Raw genomic sequence first — 21382 nt, 5'->3', positions numbered from 1 at the left:
CAGATAAATCACTTGTTCCTAATAAATGTTTGGCACTGCATAAAAGTTAAATATTGGAAGGGTATAATATTGTACAACATTTAATGGAGTTGAGATTATGAAGAACTTGGCAATGTTCGTGCTTGTATTCATGGTTGCAGTGTCTACAATCCCTTTTAAAGGGCTATGTTCTGCAGATTTCAAAACTGAAGACATCGTGGGCATCTGGGATTTCAATGAAGCATCTTCGTCTATTGTACATGATCTGAGTGGAAATAATAACAACGGAACAATATCAGGGGCCACATGGACGGAGGGAGTTTTTGGAAGTGCTCTCGAATTCGACGGAACTGATGACATTGTGAGTGTGCCGAAGAGTGCCTCTCTGTCAATTACCTCTCAAATTACTCTCGAATGTTGGATTAAACCGGTTATCCCATATTACTCTTACTATCCTTCTATTATTACTTCTCAATATGACTGGGACAGACCTGAACTGGTTGGTGGTTCGCCCGGGAGTAAGCACTACACGTTTGAAGGCGAATTGGCTAATGGTAATCGTTTTAGTATTGCTGGTCCTGATCTCCAAAACGGCGTTTGGTACCATATCGTAGGCACATATGATGGCCTTTCGGCAAAGCTCTATATTAACGGTTCACTTGTTGGCATTCATAATGTCACTGGTGTATTGAAAACCCCAACAGGGGACCTTAGATTTGGAGATAGAGATTCCGGATACATGCACGCATATCCCGGCATCATCGACGAAGTGGCGATTTATTCCCGTGCATTGAACGGAAGTGAAATAATGGAGCATTATCTTGCTAAGTTTCCCTCAGCACCCCAAAATCTAAGCGCAACAATTGAAGGCAGTGCAATTCGGCTTTCATGGGAAGTCCCAGCCAACCTTCTTGGAAGCAAAGTGCTTAACTATAAAGTTTACAGAGGCACAGTATCTGGTGGAGAGACACTTCTTACTACAATAGGGAATACAACTACATATCTAGATACAAATGTACTGCCAGAAGAAGTGTATTACTATCGTGTTTCTGCAGTGAATGTGCTGGGTGAAGGTGCCCTCTCAGATGAAGTGTCTATAGCGCTGGTGAAGCCAAGTGAACCCCAAAATCTCAGTGGCTACTGTTACAACTCCAAGGTATATCTAAACTGGCAAGCACCGATAACAGGTGCTGTCACGAACTACAGAATCTACAGAGGCTCCTCTTCTGGAAACGAAAGCTTATATGCAGAAATAGGCAATGTTCTCTCTTTTGTAGACACAAATGTATCCCTAAGTAACACCTACTTCTACAAAGTCACCGCCATAAACCCGCAAGGAGAGAGTAACTTTTCAAATGAAATAAATGTGACAGTTAAGCCCCCCCAACCACCCACAAAACCCCTTAACCTCCGGATAACTGCTACATATGCCAAAGTATCCCTCGTTTGGGATCCACCAGCAGATGATGGAGGCACTCCGATCACAAACTACAAAATTTACAAGGGCAACACATCTGGGAACGAAACTTTGCTTGCCACTATTGCAAACATAACGCACTATACAGATAACACGGTAGCCATCTGGACTGAGTATTTCTATCAGGTTTCAGCAATAAATTCTGCTGGTGAAGGTGTCCGCTCTGATGAACTTAAAGTTCTGGTTACTGGCCCCACACCCCCATCTGAACCGCAGAATCTCCTTGTGACGCAGCAAAATGGTTCTCTCGTGCTAACATGGTTGCCTCCACTTAACGATGGTGGCAGTGCAATTACAAACTATAGGATTTACAGGAGCACAGCATCTGGTGCAGAAACCCCATTTGCAGTGATAGGCAACATAACAACTTACACAGATACAAATGTAACAGCTGGCACAACATACTACTATCAGGTCTCAGCAATAAATGCAATTGGAGAAGGAAACAAATCGAATGAGGCAAACGCAACTGCAGCAACCACACCAGCACCACCAAAGAATTTAACTGGGTACTTTGACGCAGCAGGAAGTGTGGTGAGAATTGCCTGGCAACCTCCTTCAGATACAGGCGGAATTCAAATATCTGGCTACAAGGTTTATCGTGGGCTTGTAAGTGGAGCTGAGACATATCTAGACAGCGTAAGTGCCCTTGCTTATGTAGATGCAACTGTGCAGTTCGGTAGAACATACTATTATGTGGTGAGGGCCTATAACACAGTGGGCGAAAGCCCTGCCTCCAACGAAATTTCTGTGCTTACTGGCTATCTTCCCTCCCAGCCCCGTTTCCTGACTGCATCAGTTCTGGATAAGAATGTTACTCTTACCTGGGTGATGCCGTTAGATACTGGCTATTTCCCAATCACAAACTACAGAATTTACAGAGGCACTGAACCAGGTAATCTTTCTCTGATTGCAGTCAATGCTAACATAACCTCCTACACCGACACGCTCTCAACTGGTGGAACTTATTACTATGCTGTAAGTGCTGTGAATGCAGTGGGAGAAGGTGCAAAATCCGATGTTGTGAGTGCAAGTGTGATTGGTGCACCAGGTAAGGTAAGAAATCTCACTGCTGAAGGAAAAGCTGGAAAAATAGTGCTTAGCTGGGAGGCCCCACTGAGTGATGGTGGAAGCCAAATAACTAATTATAAAGTTTATAGGGGCATGAGTCCAGATAACCTCTCGCTTCTTGCCACACTAGGAGTCCAGTATTCGTACACAGACACAAACATTATCTCTGGCACAGATTACTTCTATGCGGTGAGTGCGGTAAATGGTTATGGAGAAGGACTTCTTTCCGATGTGGTGAGTGCAAAAGCGATTGGTGTGCCAGGCAAAGCCCAGTATTTGGAAGCAGTTGCAGGCAATGGAACTGTGAATTTAAGCTGGTATCCTCCATTGAGCGATGGTGGGAGCCAGATAATCAAATACAACATTTACAGGGGTCTAAATGAGACCAACCTGACGAAGATTGCAGAGGTCAATACTACAACATACATGGACAAAAATCTGAAGAACGGTGTCAGATACTACTATGCAGTGAGTGCTGAAAATGCTGCTGGAGAAAGCGAGAAGGCAATTGTGAGTGCGGTGCCTTTCACAGTGCCAGGCAAGGTGCTGAATCTTCGTGTGGTGAGCAAATTGCTCTGGATAACGCTAGAATGGAGCAAGCCCACAGACGATGGCGGTTCAAACATCACTGCATACAGAATTTACAGATGGGTGGATGGTGAAAACGAGACCTTGCTTGAGGAAGTGAGTGCTGGCAACACAACATACATTGACATTAGTGTGGAGCCGGGAAAGAGTTATCACTACAGGGTCTCTGCAGTAAATGGAGCAGGAGAAGGTGAAAAATCAAATGAAATCACGGCAACAGTTGAGACAAGCGAAGCAATCGTCAACACCTGCATTCTTGGTATTCTGCTGGTTGTGATTGCTGGAATTGTAGTCGTGGTCCTTCTTATCTACTTCCTATTCCTCAGAAAGAAAAAGAAACAATCTTAATCTCTAAAACCACTGGGACGCCGAGGGGGAGATTTGAACTCCCGAGGGTACAAGACCCACAAGCTTGCTGGCCAGTGTCTCCAGGCTTGCGCCGTCCCGGGCTGGGCCACCTCGGCATGCCATTTCTGCATAAGAGTTATTGGCCCCATAACCACAGTAGATATTTAATTTTAGCTTTAAACCTTCGCAACAATTTTAATTATATCCCCATCTCTTAGCACATAGTCGGAGCCAAGCACCATCTTTGTTCTGGCGTTAATCGCTCTTATGAAATTTTTCCCAAGGTCAGTATGCACTTTGTAAGCTAAATCTCTTGCAGTGCTCTCCTTGGGCATTAGAAATGCATCAGGAAGCACCCTTCCTTCCTTATCCCTGAAATGATTTTCATCCTCAACTGGATATACCACAATTCTGTCCAGTAACTTGAATACGGCAGTTTCAATGCACTTCTGCACACCTGTACCTCCAAATTTTTTTAGTGCAATGCTGATTTTTTCAAGTCCCTTTTTCTGGGCTTCATTCAAGCTTTCCGGCTTCAAAATCTCAAATTCCATATCACCAGGCGTGTATCTTATCACTCCCGCCTTCGCAGCCCTTCGTAATGCCAACTCATAGTCCGCCATAGTAGGAATAACAATGTAATCTTTTAAAGAGAGAAGTTTTTTCAGATGTTCCTCTGGAGCTATGTCCGCCTTATTTGCAGCAATGATTATTGGCTTCGAAATTTTAATCAGAACTTTTGAAAATGCAACAAATTCCTCTTCCCTCCACTTGCTGGGCTTTGAAACATCGACTGGTGCTGTATGCAGGGCAGCAATGATGTGTTTCTGGGTTATTCCGAGACCTGCAAGTTTCTCTGAAAGCATGTCTTCCAGCTTTCCACCAGAAATTTCAATTCCTCTTGCCCTCCTCTCCCAGTCCTTCATCAGAATTCCAGCAAGCCAGTAATAAATTTCCTTTTCCAGAAATTGCACATCCTCTATAGGGTTATGCTCACCTACATTGCAGAGGTTCCCATCGCATGTTGTGGAACCACTGGCATCAACTATATGTATCAGACAATCTGCCTGTCGAAGGTCATCCAGGAACTTGTTTCCCAGCCCCTTGCCCTTGTGGGCATCAGGGACAAGCCCAGCAACATCAATCATTTTTACTGGCACAAGCCGTGTGCCATCCACGCAGAGCGAATTTTTAGGATTGCACTGAACATTGAGCTCAACATGGGGGCATTTGGCACGCACATACGCAACCCCCATGTTTGGCTCGATTGTGGTGAAAGGGTAGCTTGCAATCTGTGCACTTGCAAGTGTGGCCGCAGCAAAGAATGTGCTCTTCCCGACATTGGGCTTACCCACTATTCCGAGCTCCACCCATACTCCCCCTTATCCTGCTTTTTATGTCGTCTGTGAGTTCAATTGCAATTGTGTACTGGCCCCGCTCATACGCACTTTTCGCTGACCTCAGTTTCTCGTAGCACTCCCTTTTCACATCGTATTTGACATTACTGGCTTCAATAATTTTCTCAGTAAATTTAAGGGCATTGTAGGCCTTATCTTTAGTGTACGATTCCGTTTCTACTGGTTCTTTTCTTCTTCCCAGCATAATTTTAGTGAGCCAAAACAGGAGCAAGAGCACAAAAGCCAGTACGACCATCACCGTGAGGATGAGGAATGTAGTATCTGTCATCAGGAAGAGAATGCAAAAAATGAATAAATACTTTGTGTTTCATATCATCTGACTGAATTCGTATTAGATGTTTGTTACTAAACTATACTTACTATTAAATAAAATACAAAAATAATAAAATAATTTAAAGATTATTAAAAAATTTACAATCTTGGCTGGTTTTGTTGGGAAGAGCTCGGAGGCTGGCGTTGGATATTCTGTGCAGATTGTGAGTTTTGGGTTTGTTGCTGGCTCTGTGCATTTTGTGTTGGATACTGCTCCCGCTTGAAAGTTGTTGTTGTAAGACGTCTATAAAGCAATACAAAGAACAGAATTGTAAGTACCAGTGTGATAATGACAAGAATGAGCAGTATCAAGTCCATTGCCCTTAAGCCACCGATATTGAGGTCCGCGGCAGATGGCTCTTTGACAATTGACACTGTGCTCCAACTGTAAAATGTCCCAGAATATGTAGAATTCACTTGGCATGTAACTAAAAGCATGTATGTCCCTCTTTCAAGATTTGAAGGTATTGTGTAAGCAATTGTTCCACTCATTTCCTTTGTTTCAATTATCTTTGCATCGGATTGGGTTGAGTATATGCTCACAGAAATTTTGATTGATTGAGGTAGCGGTGAGTTATCTCGTGGCCTCAGTGTGTATGTGAGATATATTGTTTCCCCTGGCTTGTAAACATTTGTGGTGTACGCAGAAGGAGAAATAGAGACCGTAAATTCATAGCCGGAATATCTAGTAATTGTAAGGTAATCCGTAGCAGCAAATCCATCTTCTTGAGCTACAATTGTGATTGTATACTGGTCAGCAGGCCTTTGAGGTATCTGGATTTCAAAGCTTCCGTTTCCTACGCGTTTGTTTTCTATGGTTTTACCCTGGTTATCTGTCAGAGTTACAAAACATTCTGGATTTTTCATCATGTTAGAGAGAATTTCATAGGAGAAGTAGAGAGTTTCACCAGGCAGGTACATTGTTCTATCAGCAGAGAGCAGGATGGTGGCGTAGTCAACACTCACTCCCTTGGTAATCTGGGTAGAGTTCCCCAGATTATCTGCAATCCGTACATAGTACCATAGAGTGCCGTAGAAGTTAGCAGGAGGTGTGTATGTGTAATCTGGAGAATTTGATGTGCTCATTGCCATGAGGTTTGTTCCAGCTGCATCCCTATATACACAATAGACATACGAAAAATTGCCGGAACTTCCGTCCTTGTATGTTGCTGTCACATGAAGGGAGATATTGTCCCCAGTAAGATAACTCTGTTTGTTAAATTCTAGCACTGCAAGAATTCCCTGGGTAACCGATCTCGTAACTGTGAGAACTACAGATTTTGAAACCATTGCATCCTCTTTAGATGCAGTGATGTTAAACTCCAGAATTGTACCTTCTGGCATTGTCTCTGGTATCTGCCAGTTGTAAGTCATGTATCCACTATAGTCAGTAACAAAATTCTTTGTAATGATTGTTTCATCGCCCTTCTTTATACTTAATTTAATGCTAACCTCTGGAAGATTACCCATATCTGTTCCTGTAGTGCTTCTTGCTACATAGGTTTTTAAACTGATTGTGATAATCTCTCCAGCTTGGGCAAAATTACCATTGAAAGGTGAGTAAATATAAACTCCGAGATTACCACAATAAATTGAGGTTGTGTCCATATCCCATCTATCTGGCTCAGTGGCCGTAGCAGAATCGTTGTAATAAGTTACAATGTTATAATAACCGAGGTCCGCAGCATTACCAAGGCTAAACGAAAACTCACCAATTGATTTTCTAAATGTGCTGGGCTGTTGTAGTGTGGTGCCAGATGGAGTGAGCACATACCATGTTCCAAAGAGGTCGTCAGCAACAGGCGTGGAATTCTTAAGATAGAGAACTGCATATTTAATTACCACAACCTCGCCTGGAATGTAAACGTTTCTTTGTGAGGCTGCGTAAATTTCGTACAGTTTGACATCGTACCTTATTCTATCTATACGTGTGGTTCCATTGTAAAGTTCTACGCTGTATCTCGTGCCGTCTGGCCTCGGAGAATCCGGTGCATTTTCAGGTATTGTGTAGTTCAAAAAGTAATTCCCATTTGCATCCACCGTAAGGTTTCTTTCATATTTCAGAGTGGTTCCAAGCATGATTTTTAGTGTGTAATTCCCAAACGGCGTGCAATCATGGATTGAAATGTGGAGGGTCTCTCCAGGTACAAATGTTAGCGATTTCGTGTAAATACTCTGCTGGAGAGTGAGACGCCCACTTACCACACCTCCACCAGTAACAGAGAATGTCTTGAATCCTAGCATATTTGAGGTGTTCGTATCAAGCACATAGATGTAGCCAGTACCATTTGCATGGGATGGAATCTCTATGTTCTGGTTCCATGTATGAGATACTCGAATTCCTGTATCTGCAAAAATTTCTATGTAACTTGTAGAATTTATTACATAGATATAGACATCAATGTAATTATCATTTGGATTCGTATCACTGTCGGTGCCGACCACGGTAAGATGCATTATCTCACCTGCAAAATAACTACTCTTGTCCGTTGTAATCGCTACGCTTGAAAAACCACTCCCAGACACTGTGTTTGTGGGCACTGATATCACTGCACAAACTAACATGACCATACATACTACCATAGATTTTTTCATTGTCTCACAGCATGGTATAATCCATTAGAAATATATAAACATTGTTTATCTCATTCTCCCAATTACACACTTCTTCTCTGCTTTTTCACAATCTCAATTGCATCGCTAACAATCTTTTGATGATCTGAGGCGAGAGGGGGTAACTTTTCAAGCTCAAAAATTTTTACAGCTGCAGCATCATCGCCTGCTCTTGCATTTTCGAGCCGTGGTGTATCAAGAAGATAAGCAACAGTGATTATGTGTCCTCTTGGGTCTCGATTTGGTGCAGAGTAAATACCTACAATCCCTAAAATTTTGGCCTGGAGACCTGTTTCCTCCTGAACTTCTCTCAAAACCGTCTGTTCAACCGTTTCACCATACTCTACAAAACCACCAGGCAATGCATACATTCCTTTCCAGGGCTCATTCTTTCTCCGGATAAGCAAAATTTTGTCATGCTTAATAAGCACTCCATCCGCGGTTAGCAAGGGCTTGCGCTGATGCTTGTATTTTGCATAATTTTTTATTGTGCTATTCTCACGTTCGAACATTTCGAGCATCTCCTTGCCACTTGGCGTAAGCCACGCAGCACCTCCTCTTTTTCCTCCTCTTTCTCTCACCACAACTTTTTCGCCACATGCATCCTCTATTTTTCTGACAACACCCCAAAGATACCTGTAGGACATTCCAAGTTTTGCTGAGGCCTTAGAAAGAGAGCCAGTTTCTGCAATGGCTCTGAGAATGGTATATCTTCCTTCACTGAGAATAAATTTCTCACCTCTCTTCAAATAAACCTTAACATCTGTCGTGTACATTTTCACATCTCCTCTAACGCGTCAATCCCTAGCAATCTCAGACCCTTAGCAAGCACACATTTGGTTGCATACACCAGAGCGATTCTAGTTTCCCGCTCTTCACCAGCATTTAGGACAGGTACATATCTATAAAATGTATTGAATGTTTCAGCTAGCTTATGAAGGTACTGTGGAATAAGGTAAACTTTTCTCTGCTCTCCTGCAATCTCTACAACATCTGGGAACTTCGCTAACACCTTAATCAATGCAATCTCTTCTGGAGTGTGGAGGTGCTCAACGTTGTATGAAATCTTACTGACATCAACATTTCCATTTCTGAGAATGCTTGCTGCTCTCGCATGAGCATACTGGACAAAAGGTGCGGAATTGCCCTCAAAATTGAGCGCTTCCTCCCATCTAAAGACAATTTGTTTCTCTGGCTGAATTTTCACAATGTTAAACCTAATCGCACCAATCGCTACTGAGACCGCCACCTTCTCCACATCTACCTTATTTTCTCTTCCTCTCTTAAGAATCTCCTCTCTTGCTTTAGCAATCGCCTCATCAATCAGGTCGTCAAGATATACAACCCTACCCGCTCTTGTGGACATTTTCCCCTCCGGCAAAGACACAAACGAATAAAATAAAACCTCTGGCTTTTTCTCAAAGCCAATCTCACCTAAAGATATTGCAACCATTCTAGCCTGAAGCTTATGGTCTTCGCCTAAAATATTGATTGCCACATCGCATCTTGATAATTTATTTATATGGTAGGCAATATCTCTTGTCGTATAAAGAGAGGTGCCATCACTTCTTGTAAAGAAAAACTTACTGTCTTTGCCGTGAAAACCGAAGGATGCAAGGTCTATGAAATAAGCGCCGTTTTCACATCCTGCATGCTCCGATTTTTTCAACTTTTCCATGACTTCGTAAACGCTACCGTCAAGCAGAAATTCTGACTCATACACAAAGTTATCTATGTGGATGTTACATTGCGCCAATGTAGAAATTATACCCTTCATGCATTGCTCTGCAATTCTTCGCTGAGAGGCAATCACTTCTCTATTGCCATGTTCTATCTGTCTAATTGTTTCCTCAATTTCTCGCCTTGCCTGCTCATCTTTCTCAAACATTTCGTTTCCTTTCCTATAGAGTTCAACAAACACGTGGTCCTCTTTTTCTCTTGATGACTTCACCGCTTCAACTCCATATTTCTTGTATGCCCAAGCAAGAATGGCTAGCTGTCTTCCCATATCATCTACATAATACTCGGTTTTAACATTGTAGCCGAGAGCACGGAGAATTCTAGCCAGTGTATCACCAATTATTGGGTTTCTGCCTCTGCCTACATGCAAAGGTCCTGTGGGATTTGCACTTGTGTGTTCCACGATTATACTGCCTTTTTTGTTCCCATTTCCATATTCCTCCCTTTCCTCCAGCACCATTTCCAGCACAATTCTTGTAAGCTCATTCTGATTTACATAAAAGTTGAGATAACCGCCTTTTGCCTCCACATTTTTAAACATTGGGTTACTGCTAAATCGGGTCGCAAATTCTTTAGCTATTTCTTCCGGAGATCTACTGAGTTTTTTGCTAAACTGGAAGCATTTCACACAAAAATCTCCGTATCCCTCTGGGGGCTCGTCTATTTGGATGTGCATGTCATGTCCTATGACTGCACCTATCACCCTAGCAATTTCTCCTCTGAACAGTTGTAGCGGATTCATCAACCTATAAAAGGTCTCGTGGAAATAAAGGTTTGGGATTCCATCATGTCCACAGATAAAGGGGGCACGCTTTTGAAGTGAATTAACTATAATTAGTAGTTAATCAACAAAACACTTATATATTTCCTTTCCATATTGTTAACTATATTGGGGTGTTAAAAATGGAGCCGAAGAAAAGAAAAGGCAGAATGGTAGCGGGTGTGGCGAGTGCAGTGATAGCCATGCTGATTATCAGCATGTTGTTCACAATCGTGAGTGTAAGGATGGGAAGTGCAGATGATGTGGAAACAGACCTTGCGATTAATTCCACTTTGAGCGGAAATTTAAGCGGGGCTGGAAAGAAGGACTATTACAAAATTGTTGTAAACAGCGGGAGCAAGCTGATTGTGAAAACTGATGGACCAAATGGTGGGAGCATTGATTTTGACCTCTACATTCAGAAAGACGCAAAGCCAACAACCTCAAGTTATCTTGCAAGGGGTTATACAAGCTCAAGTGATGAACAGGTGAGCGTAAACAATCCATATGGAACATACTACGCAATGGTTTATTCCTACAAGGGCTCTGGAAGTTACACTATCACTGCAACTGTAGAAGGATGCAGTGGTGGTGAAAACGCGGGCAATAACAATAGCGATGTAATTGAACTTACCAGTGGAATGGGAAAAACTAGCAATCTAGATGCAGCAAATCCTAAATCTTACTACAAAATTACTGTTAGCTCAGGCACAGGGCTGAGAATCCTATTAACTGGTCCTGCGAACGCAGATTTCGACCTGTTCGTGAAGAAAGGTCAGAAACCCACTAGAAGCGCATACGATTACAAGAGTAATGGAAAAACTTCAAATGAAAATATTGCAATAAGTAATCCTTCTGGCACTTACTACATCCTGGTTGAAAGATATTCTGGTTCTGGCAGCTACTCACTTACCGCTTACATTAGTGTGAATACTCCAAAACAACTGCCTGTTGTTGAGAAATATCTGCGGGAGCGAACTGCTGCCTACTCAGACCTCTATTGGAACAATTACAACCCAGATTATGCAGATTATTCAGGGCAAGGTGGAGACTGCGCAAATTTCGGCAGCCAGTCCCAAATCTCTGGCGGTTTAAGTATATGGAAAGGTACTGACGGAAAAGGTCATGGGGTCATTGGCGCCGACCCTCATGGTACTATTCCCTTTGTGGACAACCTTCACACACATTTGATTAAACAGGAAAATGTAAAATTTTCCTACATCGTAAAAGGCCAGGATGGAAAATGGAATGGCACAATCCCAAGCTACATGACTGTTGGAGATATCATTTTAATCGGAGATGCAGATGGAGACCACTGGATTCACACACTCACCATTGTGGAAGGTAGCGGTGCAAATGCAAAGGTAAACGCCCATACGAACAACAGATACCACTATCCATGGGACTACTACATGAGTTTCTTCACCAGATATAACTTCTATCATATAGAGCCACAAGGTACTACTACTCCAAAATACATCAAAATTGTCACCTCAAGTTTGAATGTTCGCTCAGGGCCTTCTACGGCATTTCCGAAAATAGGGACTGTCTATTCAGGTCAGATTTATATCGCTACAGAGACTGTTATATTTAATGGAGAGACATGGTATAAAATATGGTATGATGAAAGGCCTGGCTGGGTGATTTCTTCTTCCTTATCGGTAATAAGCAGTGCTAGTTACTATATCGTTTCTGGAAAATACGCTAAAGTTTATGCTGCACCCACAACATCCTCTGAGGTAGTTGATACTGCCCTCATCGGACAATTGTTTGGAGTTAAGGATTTGGTCCTCATAGGTAATGAAAAATGGGCAGGGATTTACTTTAGAGGTGGAGAGTTCTGGGTCATACTCCAATAGAAACCTATTATTCTTCTTCCACCTTTTGTTGCGTAACCATTTTTTCTCTATCTATGTGCACATATGAGATGTATAGCTTTCAGAAGTGCACAAAGAGGCACACCACTATATATGCCTGTCAAACAACCATCCATTTACAGTTCTGAAGTCGCAATGTAAGGGCCTTGTACTCCTCTTGCTCCTTCTAATCCATTACTGTCTTCTTTGAAACTTTTATCGCACTTACCACACTCATGCAAGGAAAACGATTAGAAACACAGCTACAAGAAATCCCACAAAAACAAAAATTAAAAATTAAAAAATTTGGGGAAAGAGGTTTTTAGTGTTCTTTTCTCCTGGTGTATACCAGAATTCCAGCAACCAGTGCAATCGCTGCAATCACACCGACAATCTCAAAGCCAGGTGTTGTTGTTGCTTTTGGAGTTACTTTGAGATTAACTGCACTGTTCGGATAGTCCACACCTGCAACCTTCGGTGTAATCTTCACTGTTGTTTCCGATGTGAAGTCCTCTGTCAGTGTGATTGTAACCTCTGCCTTGCCATCCTGGTCAGTTGTTGCTGTGTTTGCACTAAGGCCTGGCTTGTCAAAGGTTACTGTCACCTGGACACCAGACACACCAGCTCCACCTGTCTTCACATAGATTGTTGCCTTCACAGTGTTGTCCTTCTTGCCTTCTATCTCTGTCGGATTCAAGGACATTGTCACTTCGTATGCAGCTGCGACACCCTTTATTGTGAGTGTAGCTGCAGCACCCGTGTATTCAACTGCATCTATTGTTGCCTTTGGCTCTAGCGTTACTGGTGTGTCTGTCTGGAAGTCCGCACCAAGAGTTATTGTGAACTTGGCTTCACCATTGCTATCTGTCGTGGCTGTTGCTGGACTTATCTGGATGTTTGTGCTTGGGGTTGCTGTAAGTGTTACACTTATGCCCGACATTGCAGTTGTGCCGTTCAGCACTTTCACCGTGGCATTCACTGCTGCATCCTTCTTGCCATCAATCTGATTAGCTTCAAGCGTCACTGTAATTGCATATGGCACATACTTTACTGTGAGTGTGTCTGCAGCACTTTCGTATGTCTTGCTACCGATTGTAGCAACAGCCTTCACACTGACTGTAACATCCGCAGATACTGTCTGAGTTACTGTTATCTTTATTGTAGCTTTGCCATCTGCACCAGTGGTCTTGCCTGTCTCGGCACTCAACCCAGTGCTTGGATTGAGTACAAGCGAGACACCTACATTTGACATCGGTGCAGTGCCGTTCAGCACTGTAACCGTTGCTGTTACTTCCGCACCAGTGATTCCTGCTACTTCCGTCTTAGAGAGCTGGAGATCAACATTTATGTTTTCTCCTGCCTGTACCCCGAGAGTGCCGGTGCCGGTTGCAGTAAGTGTGCTATATGTGGCATGAGCTGTAATTGTATATGTTGTGTCGGATGTTATTGCAGATACAACAGAGACCGTGAATGTGGCAACACCGTTGCTATTGGTTGTTGCACTGGTTGGTGAAACCTCAAGTGATGTAGTTGCTGGCGTGATGTCCAAGGATACCGTTACGCCTTCAATTGGGGTTCCACCAGAGGTAACCGTTACCTTTACAGTTGTGCTCTGGCCGACATTTCCAGTGATTGAGGATGGGTTTACATCAACTGCAGCACTCATTGATGTTACACCAGAAACTGTAGTTGGAGCATAGCCATAACCTGCATATGTGCCACTTGCTACAATTGCTACAAACTTGAAGTCTGTATCTAGAGTGACGAGAGAATCTACCTTCAAAGTGAAGGTGGCTTTACCGTCTGTTCCGGTGTCAACTGGGTCTGTCTCTACTACACTCAAGCCATTACCTGAGGGAGTAACATAACCATAAACACTTGCACCAGCAAGTGGATTGCCTCCACTGGTAACTGTCACATTCACTTCCTTTGTCTTTCCAGGCAGACCTTCAAGAGTGCCAATGGTATCTACAGCAATGTTGACTTCACTACCACCCTGTGCAAGCACCACGAAATTGTGGGCATAGATTGTCTTTGCACCACCTGCAGGCCAGACAGTGTACTTCAGTTCCACTGGTGTAGAAGCTGTGAAGTTACCTGTCACCTGCAATCCAAGAGAAACAGTGCCGTTTGCATCCGTGTTTGCTCTTACATTTACAATCTTAAGGTTATCTGGCGGTGTAAGTGTCTGTAACTCAACCTGTGCACCAGAGAGCGGTGTTGTGAACTGCTTTACTGTCACATTGAATTTGAATATGTTGTCCTTTGTCCCATCAACAACCAACGGGCTTGTGACCTCTACATTCAACCCTGCCATTGAAATTGTGAAGTATGTGTTCGCATTTGCATAGTTTGTGCCATCTGTAGCATTCACAATGGCCTTGAACACAGTATCCATTGGATAGTTATCCTTGCAGATTACGATAAACTCTGCTTTGCCATTTGCATCGGTGGTCTTCTGTGTTGCATCAAGTCCAATGTATGTTGGGTCTGGTGTTGGTTCAAGTTTCATCTGCACATTTACATTTGGATATGCAGTACCATCTGCCTTGACCGCACTCACTGTGAGCTTCAGTGTAGCATTCTTTGTACCAGGCATTGATGCTGGGAATGCCTTCACATCTACTCTGAGTGGCGGCTGCACCACTGGATGGTGAATTTCCATCAGTGTCCAACCGTTGCCGATACCGCCTGGCTTCTCATGATACCCAACCCATTCAGAAGTATCTGCAACTTCAAGCACCTGTCTGTAATAGAGGACATTTGTAGGCAGGTGCTGTGCAATCATACCCTGGCATTCCTTCACAAGGGCAACTCTGGTTGCAGGGTCCATTTCGCTCATCACTTGAGCTGAGATATTATCGTAGTATTCGTTTCTGTAACCAGATGGGTTGTTACCGCCATCACCGATACCTGGGTTATACCAGTCATACTTTGAATTGAAGAAGTCATACACCCAACCTGGATCCAAGCTCAATCTCCAGCCAAGTATGAACATTTCAAAGTTTCTGTACACAAATACCTCGTCCACAATCTGGCCAAAGCTTGTTGGCACTGACTCAGCTTTTATACCCGCCAATTTCATTGCCTCTGCAATCTTCTTGCCTGATTCTGCTCTGATTGGGTCATAGTCAGCTGGCGGTGTGAGAATATCAATCTGTCCATTGTTGTTCGGTCCATCCATTGTCCTGCCCTTGTAGTCCTCTCTCCAGCCATCACTGTTCACATCCTTGTAGTTTGCATCATCCAGGATGGACTTTGCAGTGTCGACACTAAATGGATACTGGGGCAATGTATCATTATACCAGTATGTGTAAGATGGTGGCACAATCGAGTCACCTTTTGTACCGAAGCCCTGGAGCAACCTTGTCACAATGTACTCCTTGTCAATGCAGTGAGATACGGCTTTCCTGAATGGCAAGCCAGCATCCTGGCCACCCTGTGGATTTGGATAAGTTATGGGGGAGTTCTCGTCATCTCTTGCCTGATAACCAGTTCCTGTATCATAGCCCTCAAATGGCAGAATCATGTTGAACATGAGGTAGTAGTATCCTCTATCTGCATTTGCGAATACTTTTGCACCTGGTATTTGTGAGACCACAGGTACCCAGCCAGGGTCAATGCTCCACCAGATGTAATCAATGACACCCTGCTTCAGTGCTGTGACCATTGCATCCATGTTCTTGTAGATAATAAACTGGATTGCATCCACAAAAGGCACCTTGTAAGTGTTTCCATCTTCAAGGGTTGCCTCCCAGAAATAGTCGGGATTTCTCTCGATTCTTGCCTCAACACCAGCCTTCCAGTATTTGAATTTGAATGGCCCAGAACCAATCACATTTGCCTCTCCAGTGGTTGGGTTCAGGTCCATGTTCCAGCTTGTCTTATCAGACCAGTGGTTTCTCCAGATATGCTTCGGCAACAGTGGAATTCCCATCACATCAAGCAGAACTGTTGGATTTGTGCGCCATAACCTGAATTTCACTGCGTAATCATTAACTTTCTGCACGCCAACAAAGTATGTCTCGTTCATGTCTGTATAACTTCCACCTAAGGGTGTCCAATCTACAGATTCCAGAGAGGACACATATCTACCCACATCGTGAAGGAAGTTGTAGCTGAAGACAACATCGTCTGCAGTCAATGGCTGTCCGTCATGCCATTTTACGCCCTGGCGTATTGTGACCGTCCAGTTCAAATGGTCTGGTGTATCTTCAGTCCAGCTTTCCGCGGTCCATGGAATTGGTTCTTCTGTGGCTTTTGTGGTCCCACCCAACGTGTCATAAACAAACCCAATCACATTCCAGGACCACACATCGTTTACCACACATGGGTTCAGTCCTTTCAAATCGCTCTGGAACCCTATCTTGAACACACCACCATAGGGTGGCGCCTTTGCTGTCGGAGCGCTTTTCTCAGGTGCCTTTGCGGATACCGCACCTGAGAAGGGTGTAGCAATCATCACTAGCACTAGCACAAGGGCTAATGCTGAAGTCACTACCCATCTTTTGTCCTTATTCTTCATTTTTTCTCCTCCTTACTTCGTTTCCTTGTAAGTTTCGCTATTGCGGTATATCAAGTTGTGCTATATATATTTTTGCATCTGTCGACTATATTCTGGAGAATGTAATGCCCTCCTGATTTTGATAATGGCCAGACCTTTCTCCATATAGCTTATCAGGGTTTGAATTCAACTTCACAAACACTAGTTGAACTATCTTCGCATCAGGGGAAAGCGAAATTGTTTCTTTACTCCCATTATAGAATCCAAGGGTAAGAGTTCCGCGAAATCCTGCATCTACCAAACCAAATGCACCGAAGATTCCTTTCCTTGCCAAAGATGTCTTTATCCACAGCATCCCGACAATATCCTCAGGCATCGAAACTTTTTCCTTTGTGGAGACCATGAACCTCGTATGGGGTGGCACTGCCACACTCGCACTGATTATTTTCTCATTCATTCCTTCTACCCATACTTCATGGGCACATAGGTCAATCCCATTAGGTGTAAGATTTGTCTCTACGAACGGCTCTATCTTTAATGACTGTCTTTTCAGATATTCCTTTATTTCACCGTCTGAAAGTACACACACGCTCTCACCTCACACATCTTCGCTTTCCCTTTTTGAAAGATAATATATGTCTTTATGAAGTATATAACCATTCTTCTGGAAGAGGTTGAGTGATGCAGTATTCCAGTCTTCTATAAGCACACAGATAATTTTCAAGCCCCTTGCTCTTAACCTCTTTTCCATCTCTGAGATTAACTTTGATGCTATTCCCTGTCGTTGAAATTTCTTCTTAACAGCAATTCTGTTTATCCAGCCCTTCCTACCATCTTCGGTACCGAGGCAGACACCTACAAGCTCTGAGTCGATAAAAACACCAATAAAAAGTTCTGGTGCTCTTTTCATCTGCTTAACAATTTCCTCAAATGAATCCCTACCTGAGGGCTTAAATGGCAATCCTGCATCTTTCCATACCTCTAAAATCTGGCTGTAGTGCTCTGGCTTTAACTCTGAAATTTCAAGCATGAGGAACAGAATAATGAGGATGATAATAATCTATCTGCTAATTAATCAATGAATTCATACTCTACTTCCCCATACTTTTGCATGGCCTCCTGGAGCCCCTTTAGGAACACATAGAGCATTTCTTTAGTTAGGACACACACAACATTCAAGCCCAGGACTGCCGACTCTACACATCCTTCCGGCACACAAAACCGAATATCTACATTTCTATTAGCACTTCCAAGAAAAGCGATTGCTCTAAGGCCGTAGCCAGCATAAACATCCCCCTCTGGCAATTGCACTTTTCTCATAGTTGTAGCTCCCTCCCTATCCAGAACTACGATCCTTATCTTCCCCCTCTTTATCGTTACGATTCCACTCAGACCGTGCACTCTCACAATTCCTCCAGGTTCGGCATCCTCATAAGCCATCCCCTTTGCCTCTCCAATTCTCTTACTTGCATGCAGCAAACCATCTTTCATATAGAGATAGACGCTTTCTCCCTCCTTTATAAAATCATCCGCAATTGCATCTGTGCTCAGAACAAGATTTAGGTTGGAGACAATCCCACTTATCTCTTTATGGAGACCTGCAAAGGTCTGATGAAGAAATTCCACTCCTTCCTTTGTAACTGCGCCTCCTTCTATAAGTCCCAACTCTTCAAGCTCCTTTAAATAATTAGCAACACCTTGGGGACTTATTCCCAATTTTTTTCCTATTTTTTTCAATGTGAAATTTCGTTCCTGAAGTACTTCATAGAGGACCAATGCCTGGGTAATTTTCTTCCCCTCTCGCAACTCATACATGTTCCTCAAAATCCCTCACCCTATTTAGAAATTTTGAACTGCGAGCTCACTTTATCCTCATCTACATTTAGGCAAAGAGCTACATTTTTTGCTGTTAGAATCCCTTCATCCCCAAAAAGGTATCTTCTACCTTTATGATTACCTCCCAAAAAAAGCACATGGGTTGCAAATTTTGCTAAATTAATATCATGGAACACCGCTATCACAATTTTTCCATTGTTACACAACTCCTTCAAAATCTCAATCGTAACAAATTGGCTTTCAAGATCTAAATGGCTTGTTGGTTCATCAAGTAACAGTACCTTCGCATCTTGGGCGAGAACTTTGGCTATCATTACTTTCTGAGTTTCGCCGGCACTAATTTCTGTTATCAACCGGTTCCTGAGATGCCAGATGCCCACCTTCTTCATTGCTCTCTCAACTATCTCAAAATCCTCTTGCTGCCAAGAAAACAGTTTCGCATAAGGCACTCTTCCAAGACATACCACTTCGTGTACTTTGAATGGAACGAGATTTATATTCTGCTCCACAACACCAACAATTTTTGCAATCTCAGAGCGAGCCAAGGTCTTGAGTGAAATTCCATCATAATCTACATTCCCAGTGTATTCAATTATTCCAGAAATAGCATGCAACAGTGTAGTTTTGCCAGCCCCATTCTTCCCAAGTACAGCAAGAAAATTACCCGGGTCGAGCGAGAAGCTGAGATTCTCTATCACTGCATTTCCCTTATAACCTGCAGACAAATTCTCAACCCTCAACATAACCTCCGCCTCCTCACTAGCAAATAAAGGAAGAAGGGCACACCAAGAATTGCCGTAATTATTCCAACTGGAATCTCCTCGCCATAGACAATGGTCCTTGCCAATGTGTCCGCCCAGAGCAAGAGTATAGCCCCTAACAACCCAGAAAACAAAAGCAAATTCTTATGGTCAGCACCACCAATCATTCTTGCAATATGCGGCACGACTAAGCCCACGAAGCCTATTATCCCAGTAAACGAAACAGCAAATGAGACACAAAGAGAAACTACCATAATAAGAATAAATCTAGTTCTGCCAACATCTACCCCAACACTCGTCGCAAACCCATCACCTAACGCCATTGCATTCAACTGTCTCCAGAATAACATCATTCCTGTAGCACAAGCAAGAGCTACAAAAACAACTGCGAGAGCATAAACGAGATTTGCCTGCCAAAACCCACCCATAGTCCAAAATAGGATGTTAGCTATGTTCTTGCTGAAATATGCATAAATTAAATAGGATGTAACTGCTGAAAAAAGTGCAGTAATTGCAATACCTGCCAAAATCAGTGTAGATGGCTGAATGCTTCCACCAACTCCAGCAATTCTATAAACAGTAAGTATCGTAGCTATCGCAAACAAAAACGAAAGTAACTGGTTTGAAAAAGGGTAGTTCGGGAAAAGTAACAAGGAAACCATTACTCCAAAAACACTTCCTGCAGAAATTCCCAGAATGTATGGCTCTGCTAAAGGGTTCTGGAAAATGCTCTGCACGACGGCTCCACTTGTACTAAGCGCAATACCAGTGCCTATGGCAAGGATTACTCTTGCAGCGCGTATATTTACAACTATGGCTTTTGTAACTACATCACTTAAACCACAAAGTGCCTTTACTACATCTAGAAACGGAATTTGGACTGCACCCATTGAAATTGCCAAAATCGCAGAAAAGAGAAGGAAGAGAAAAAGAAGTAGGAAATAAATAATTTTACGCAAAATTCCCACCAAAAATTTCTGGGTGAATAAGCTTTGCAACTAATTCAAGCCCATCAACGATTCTCGGGCCCGCTCTTGAGATAATATTATCGTCAATTGAATACACTTTTCCCTGCTTTACAGCATCTATGTTCTGCCAGTTTTGTCTCTGCATAATTTTTTCAGGCGTATCTATATTCATCGAAGATGTAATAATTATTTCTGGGTTCGCATACAAAATGAACTCTTCCGTAAGAACTGGGTAGTCCTTTGAAGTATTTGCTGCAATGTTCTTGCCACCAGCCATCCTTATCAAGTCATTTATAAACGAACCTGGACCCGCAGAAATGTATGGGGAGTTCCAGCACTCGTAGTAAACCTTAGGTCTCTGACTCTCGTCAAGGTCTTTTGTGGCATTTACTACAGCATCAATCCTTTGGCGAAGCTGGTTTACATAGTTTTCTGCTTTGTCTCGTTTTCCACAAATTGTACCAATAAGCAAAATCTCATTCAGTACATCCTCTATTGTCTGTGGCCTCATTGTGACTACTGGGATACCAAGTTCTGAAAGGCGCTCGATTCCTACCCTTTGCCCATAGTAGGCAAAAACCACATCTGGTTTCAGAGAATAAATCAACTCCACATTAAGGCCTACGAAATCACCAACCTTCGTGAGATTTTTTGCCTGCTCTGGATAATCTGAGTAATTGTCCACACCCACTATAAGGTTACCAGCACCCACTGCAAATAAAATCTCCGTATTACTAGGTGCCGTGCTCACCACCCGAGTTACAGGTTGAGGGACTTTAACAACTCTACCCATATCGTCCACAACAGTAAGCACATCCACTTTCTCTCTTCCAATTATCAGCTCATTTGTAACCAGCACTGCATACCCTACGGAAGCAACACACAAAATTGCAAGGACTGTTACAATTCCAATAATCTTGAAATTCTTTTTCGGATTTCCTTTCTGCTGGGGCATTTTTTCACCTGCCTCTTTTTCAACTAAACTTGAAGAAAATCAAGTAATATTTAAATATTGCGAATATGCCAGTATCTCCGAAGAAGTTGGAAAAGCTAGATACTCACTACTACCCAAAAAACCATTAGAAAGGGAATTGATGTGGACATACTACCGGGAAACCTACTGATTTTTTCCCGGCCTACACCCCTATGGC

Annotated in this window: 14 protein-coding genes and 1 tRNA gene; 2 read left to right on the top strand and 13 right to left on the bottom strand. The window is 42.9% G+C overall.

Annotation, left to right across the window (positions count from 1 at the left end):
* Nucleotides 1-97 precede the first annotated feature (97 nt).
* Nucleotides 98-3463, top strand: a complete 3366-nt coding sequence (locus QXD64_01780; GenBank protein MEM3396043.1) for a fibronectin type III domain-containing protein — start codon at nucleotides 98-100, stop codon at nucleotides 3461-3463.
* 18 nt (nucleotides 3464-3481) lie between these two features.
* Here QXD64_01780 and QXD64_01775 read toward each other — a convergent pair.
* From QXD64_01775 to argS, 6 genes are all read right to left on the bottom strand, one after another.
* A tRNA-Ser gene (locus tag QXD64_01775) sits at nucleotides 3482-3579 on the bottom strand.
* A gap of 60 nt (nucleotides 3580-3639) precedes the next feature.
* Entirely contained in the window at nucleotides 3640-4833 is a 1194-nt protein-coding gene (locus QXD64_01770) for a redox-regulated ATPase YchF (protein ID MEM3396042.1), read from the bottom strand.
* Nucleotides 4811-5149 (bottom strand): hypothetical protein, encoded by a 339-nt coding sequence (locus QXD64_01765; protein ID MEM3396041.1) that lies wholly within the window; start codon nucleotides 5147-5149, stop codon nucleotides 4811-4813. Before QXD64_01765 ends, QXD64_01770 begins: the two co-directional genes overlap by 23 nt.
* 143 nt (nucleotides 5150-5292) lie before the next feature.
* Nucleotides 5293-7788: a hypothetical protein gene (locus QXD64_01760; protein ID MEM3396040.1), complete on the bottom strand. Its 2496-nt coding sequence runs from the start codon at nucleotides 7786-7788 to the stop codon at nucleotides 5293-5295.
* Between the two features lie 62 nt (nucleotides 7789-7850).
* Nucleotides 7851-8582, bottom strand: a complete 732-nt coding sequence (locus tag QXD64_01755; GenBank protein MEM3396039.1) for an NUDIX domain-containing protein — start codon at nucleotides 8580-8582, stop codon at nucleotides 7851-7853.
* A 2-nt stretch (nucleotides 8583-8584) separates the two neighbouring features.
* Nucleotides 8585-10288 carry an arginine--tRNA ligase gene (gene argS, locus QXD64_01750; protein ID MEM3396038.1) on the bottom strand — a complete coding sequence of 568 codons (1704 nt, stop codon included), beginning with the start codon at nucleotides 10286-10288 and terminating at the stop codon, nucleotides 8585-8587.
* A gap of 161 nt (nucleotides 10289-10449) precedes the next feature.
* On the opposite strand from argS, the gene QXD64_01745 reads away from it, so the two are divergent.
* Nucleotides 10450-12165 (top strand): pre-peptidase C-terminal domain-containing protein, encoded by a 1716-nt coding sequence (locus QXD64_01745; protein MEM3396037.1) that lies wholly within the window; start codon nucleotides 10450-10452, stop codon nucleotides 12163-12165.
* A 319-nt stretch (nucleotides 12166-12484) separates the two neighbouring features.
* On the opposite strand, the gene QXD64_01740 is transcribed toward QXD64_01745, so the two are convergent.
* From QXD64_01740 to QXD64_01710, 7 genes are all read right to left on the bottom strand, one after another.
* A complete protein-coding gene (locus QXD64_01740; GenBank protein MEM3396036.1) occupies nucleotides 12485-16687 on the bottom strand; it encodes an ABC transporter substrate-binding protein in 4203 nt (1400 codons plus the stop codon).
* A gap of 85 nt (nucleotides 16688-16772) precedes the next feature.
* Nucleotides 16773-17255: a dCTP deaminase gene (dcd, locus tag QXD64_01735; protein ID MEM3396035.1), complete on the bottom strand. Its 483-nt coding sequence runs from the start codon at nucleotides 17253-17255 to the stop codon at nucleotides 16773-16775.
* A 9-nt stretch (nucleotides 17256-17264) separates the two neighbouring features.
* Nucleotides 17265-17696 carry a GNAT family N-acetyltransferase gene (locus QXD64_01730; protein ID MEM3396034.1) on the bottom strand — a complete coding sequence of 144 codons (432 nt, stop codon included), beginning with the start codon at nucleotides 17694-17696 and terminating at the stop codon, nucleotides 17265-17267.
* 41 nt (nucleotides 17697-17737) lie between these two features.
* Entirely contained in the window at nucleotides 17738-18481 is a 744-nt protein-coding gene (locus QXD64_01725) for a winged helix-turn-helix transcriptional regulator (protein MEM3396033.1), read from the bottom strand.
* Nucleotides 18482-18501: 20 nt separating this feature from the next.
* On the bottom strand, nucleotides 18502-19245 hold the full coding sequence (locus tag QXD64_01720; GenBank protein MEM3396032.1) for an ABC transporter ATP-binding protein: 744 nt from the start codon (nucleotides 19243-19245) through the stop codon (nucleotides 18502-18504).
* On the bottom strand, nucleotides 19239-20231 hold the full coding sequence (locus QXD64_01715; protein ID MEM3396031.1) for an iron ABC transporter permease: 993 nt from the start codon (nucleotides 20229-20231) through the stop codon (nucleotides 19239-19241). The genes QXD64_01720 and QXD64_01715 overlap by 7 nt, the downstream gene beginning before the upstream one ends.
* Nucleotides 20215-21186, bottom strand: a complete 972-nt coding sequence (locus tag QXD64_01710) for a cobalamin-binding protein (protein ID MEM3396030.1) — start codon at nucleotides 21184-21186, stop codon at nucleotides 20215-20217. Before QXD64_01710 ends, QXD64_01715 begins: the two co-directional genes overlap by 17 nt.
* Nucleotides 21187-21382: the final 196 nt, after the last annotated feature.

It is taken from the genome of Thermoplasmata archaeon (assembly GCA_038874435.1).
In the GTDB taxonomy this organism is placed as follows: domain Archaea; phylum Thermoplasmatota; class Thermoplasmata; order Lutacidiplasmatales; family SKW197; genus SKW197.
This window is presented reverse-complemented; position numbering and strand designations above follow the sequence as displayed.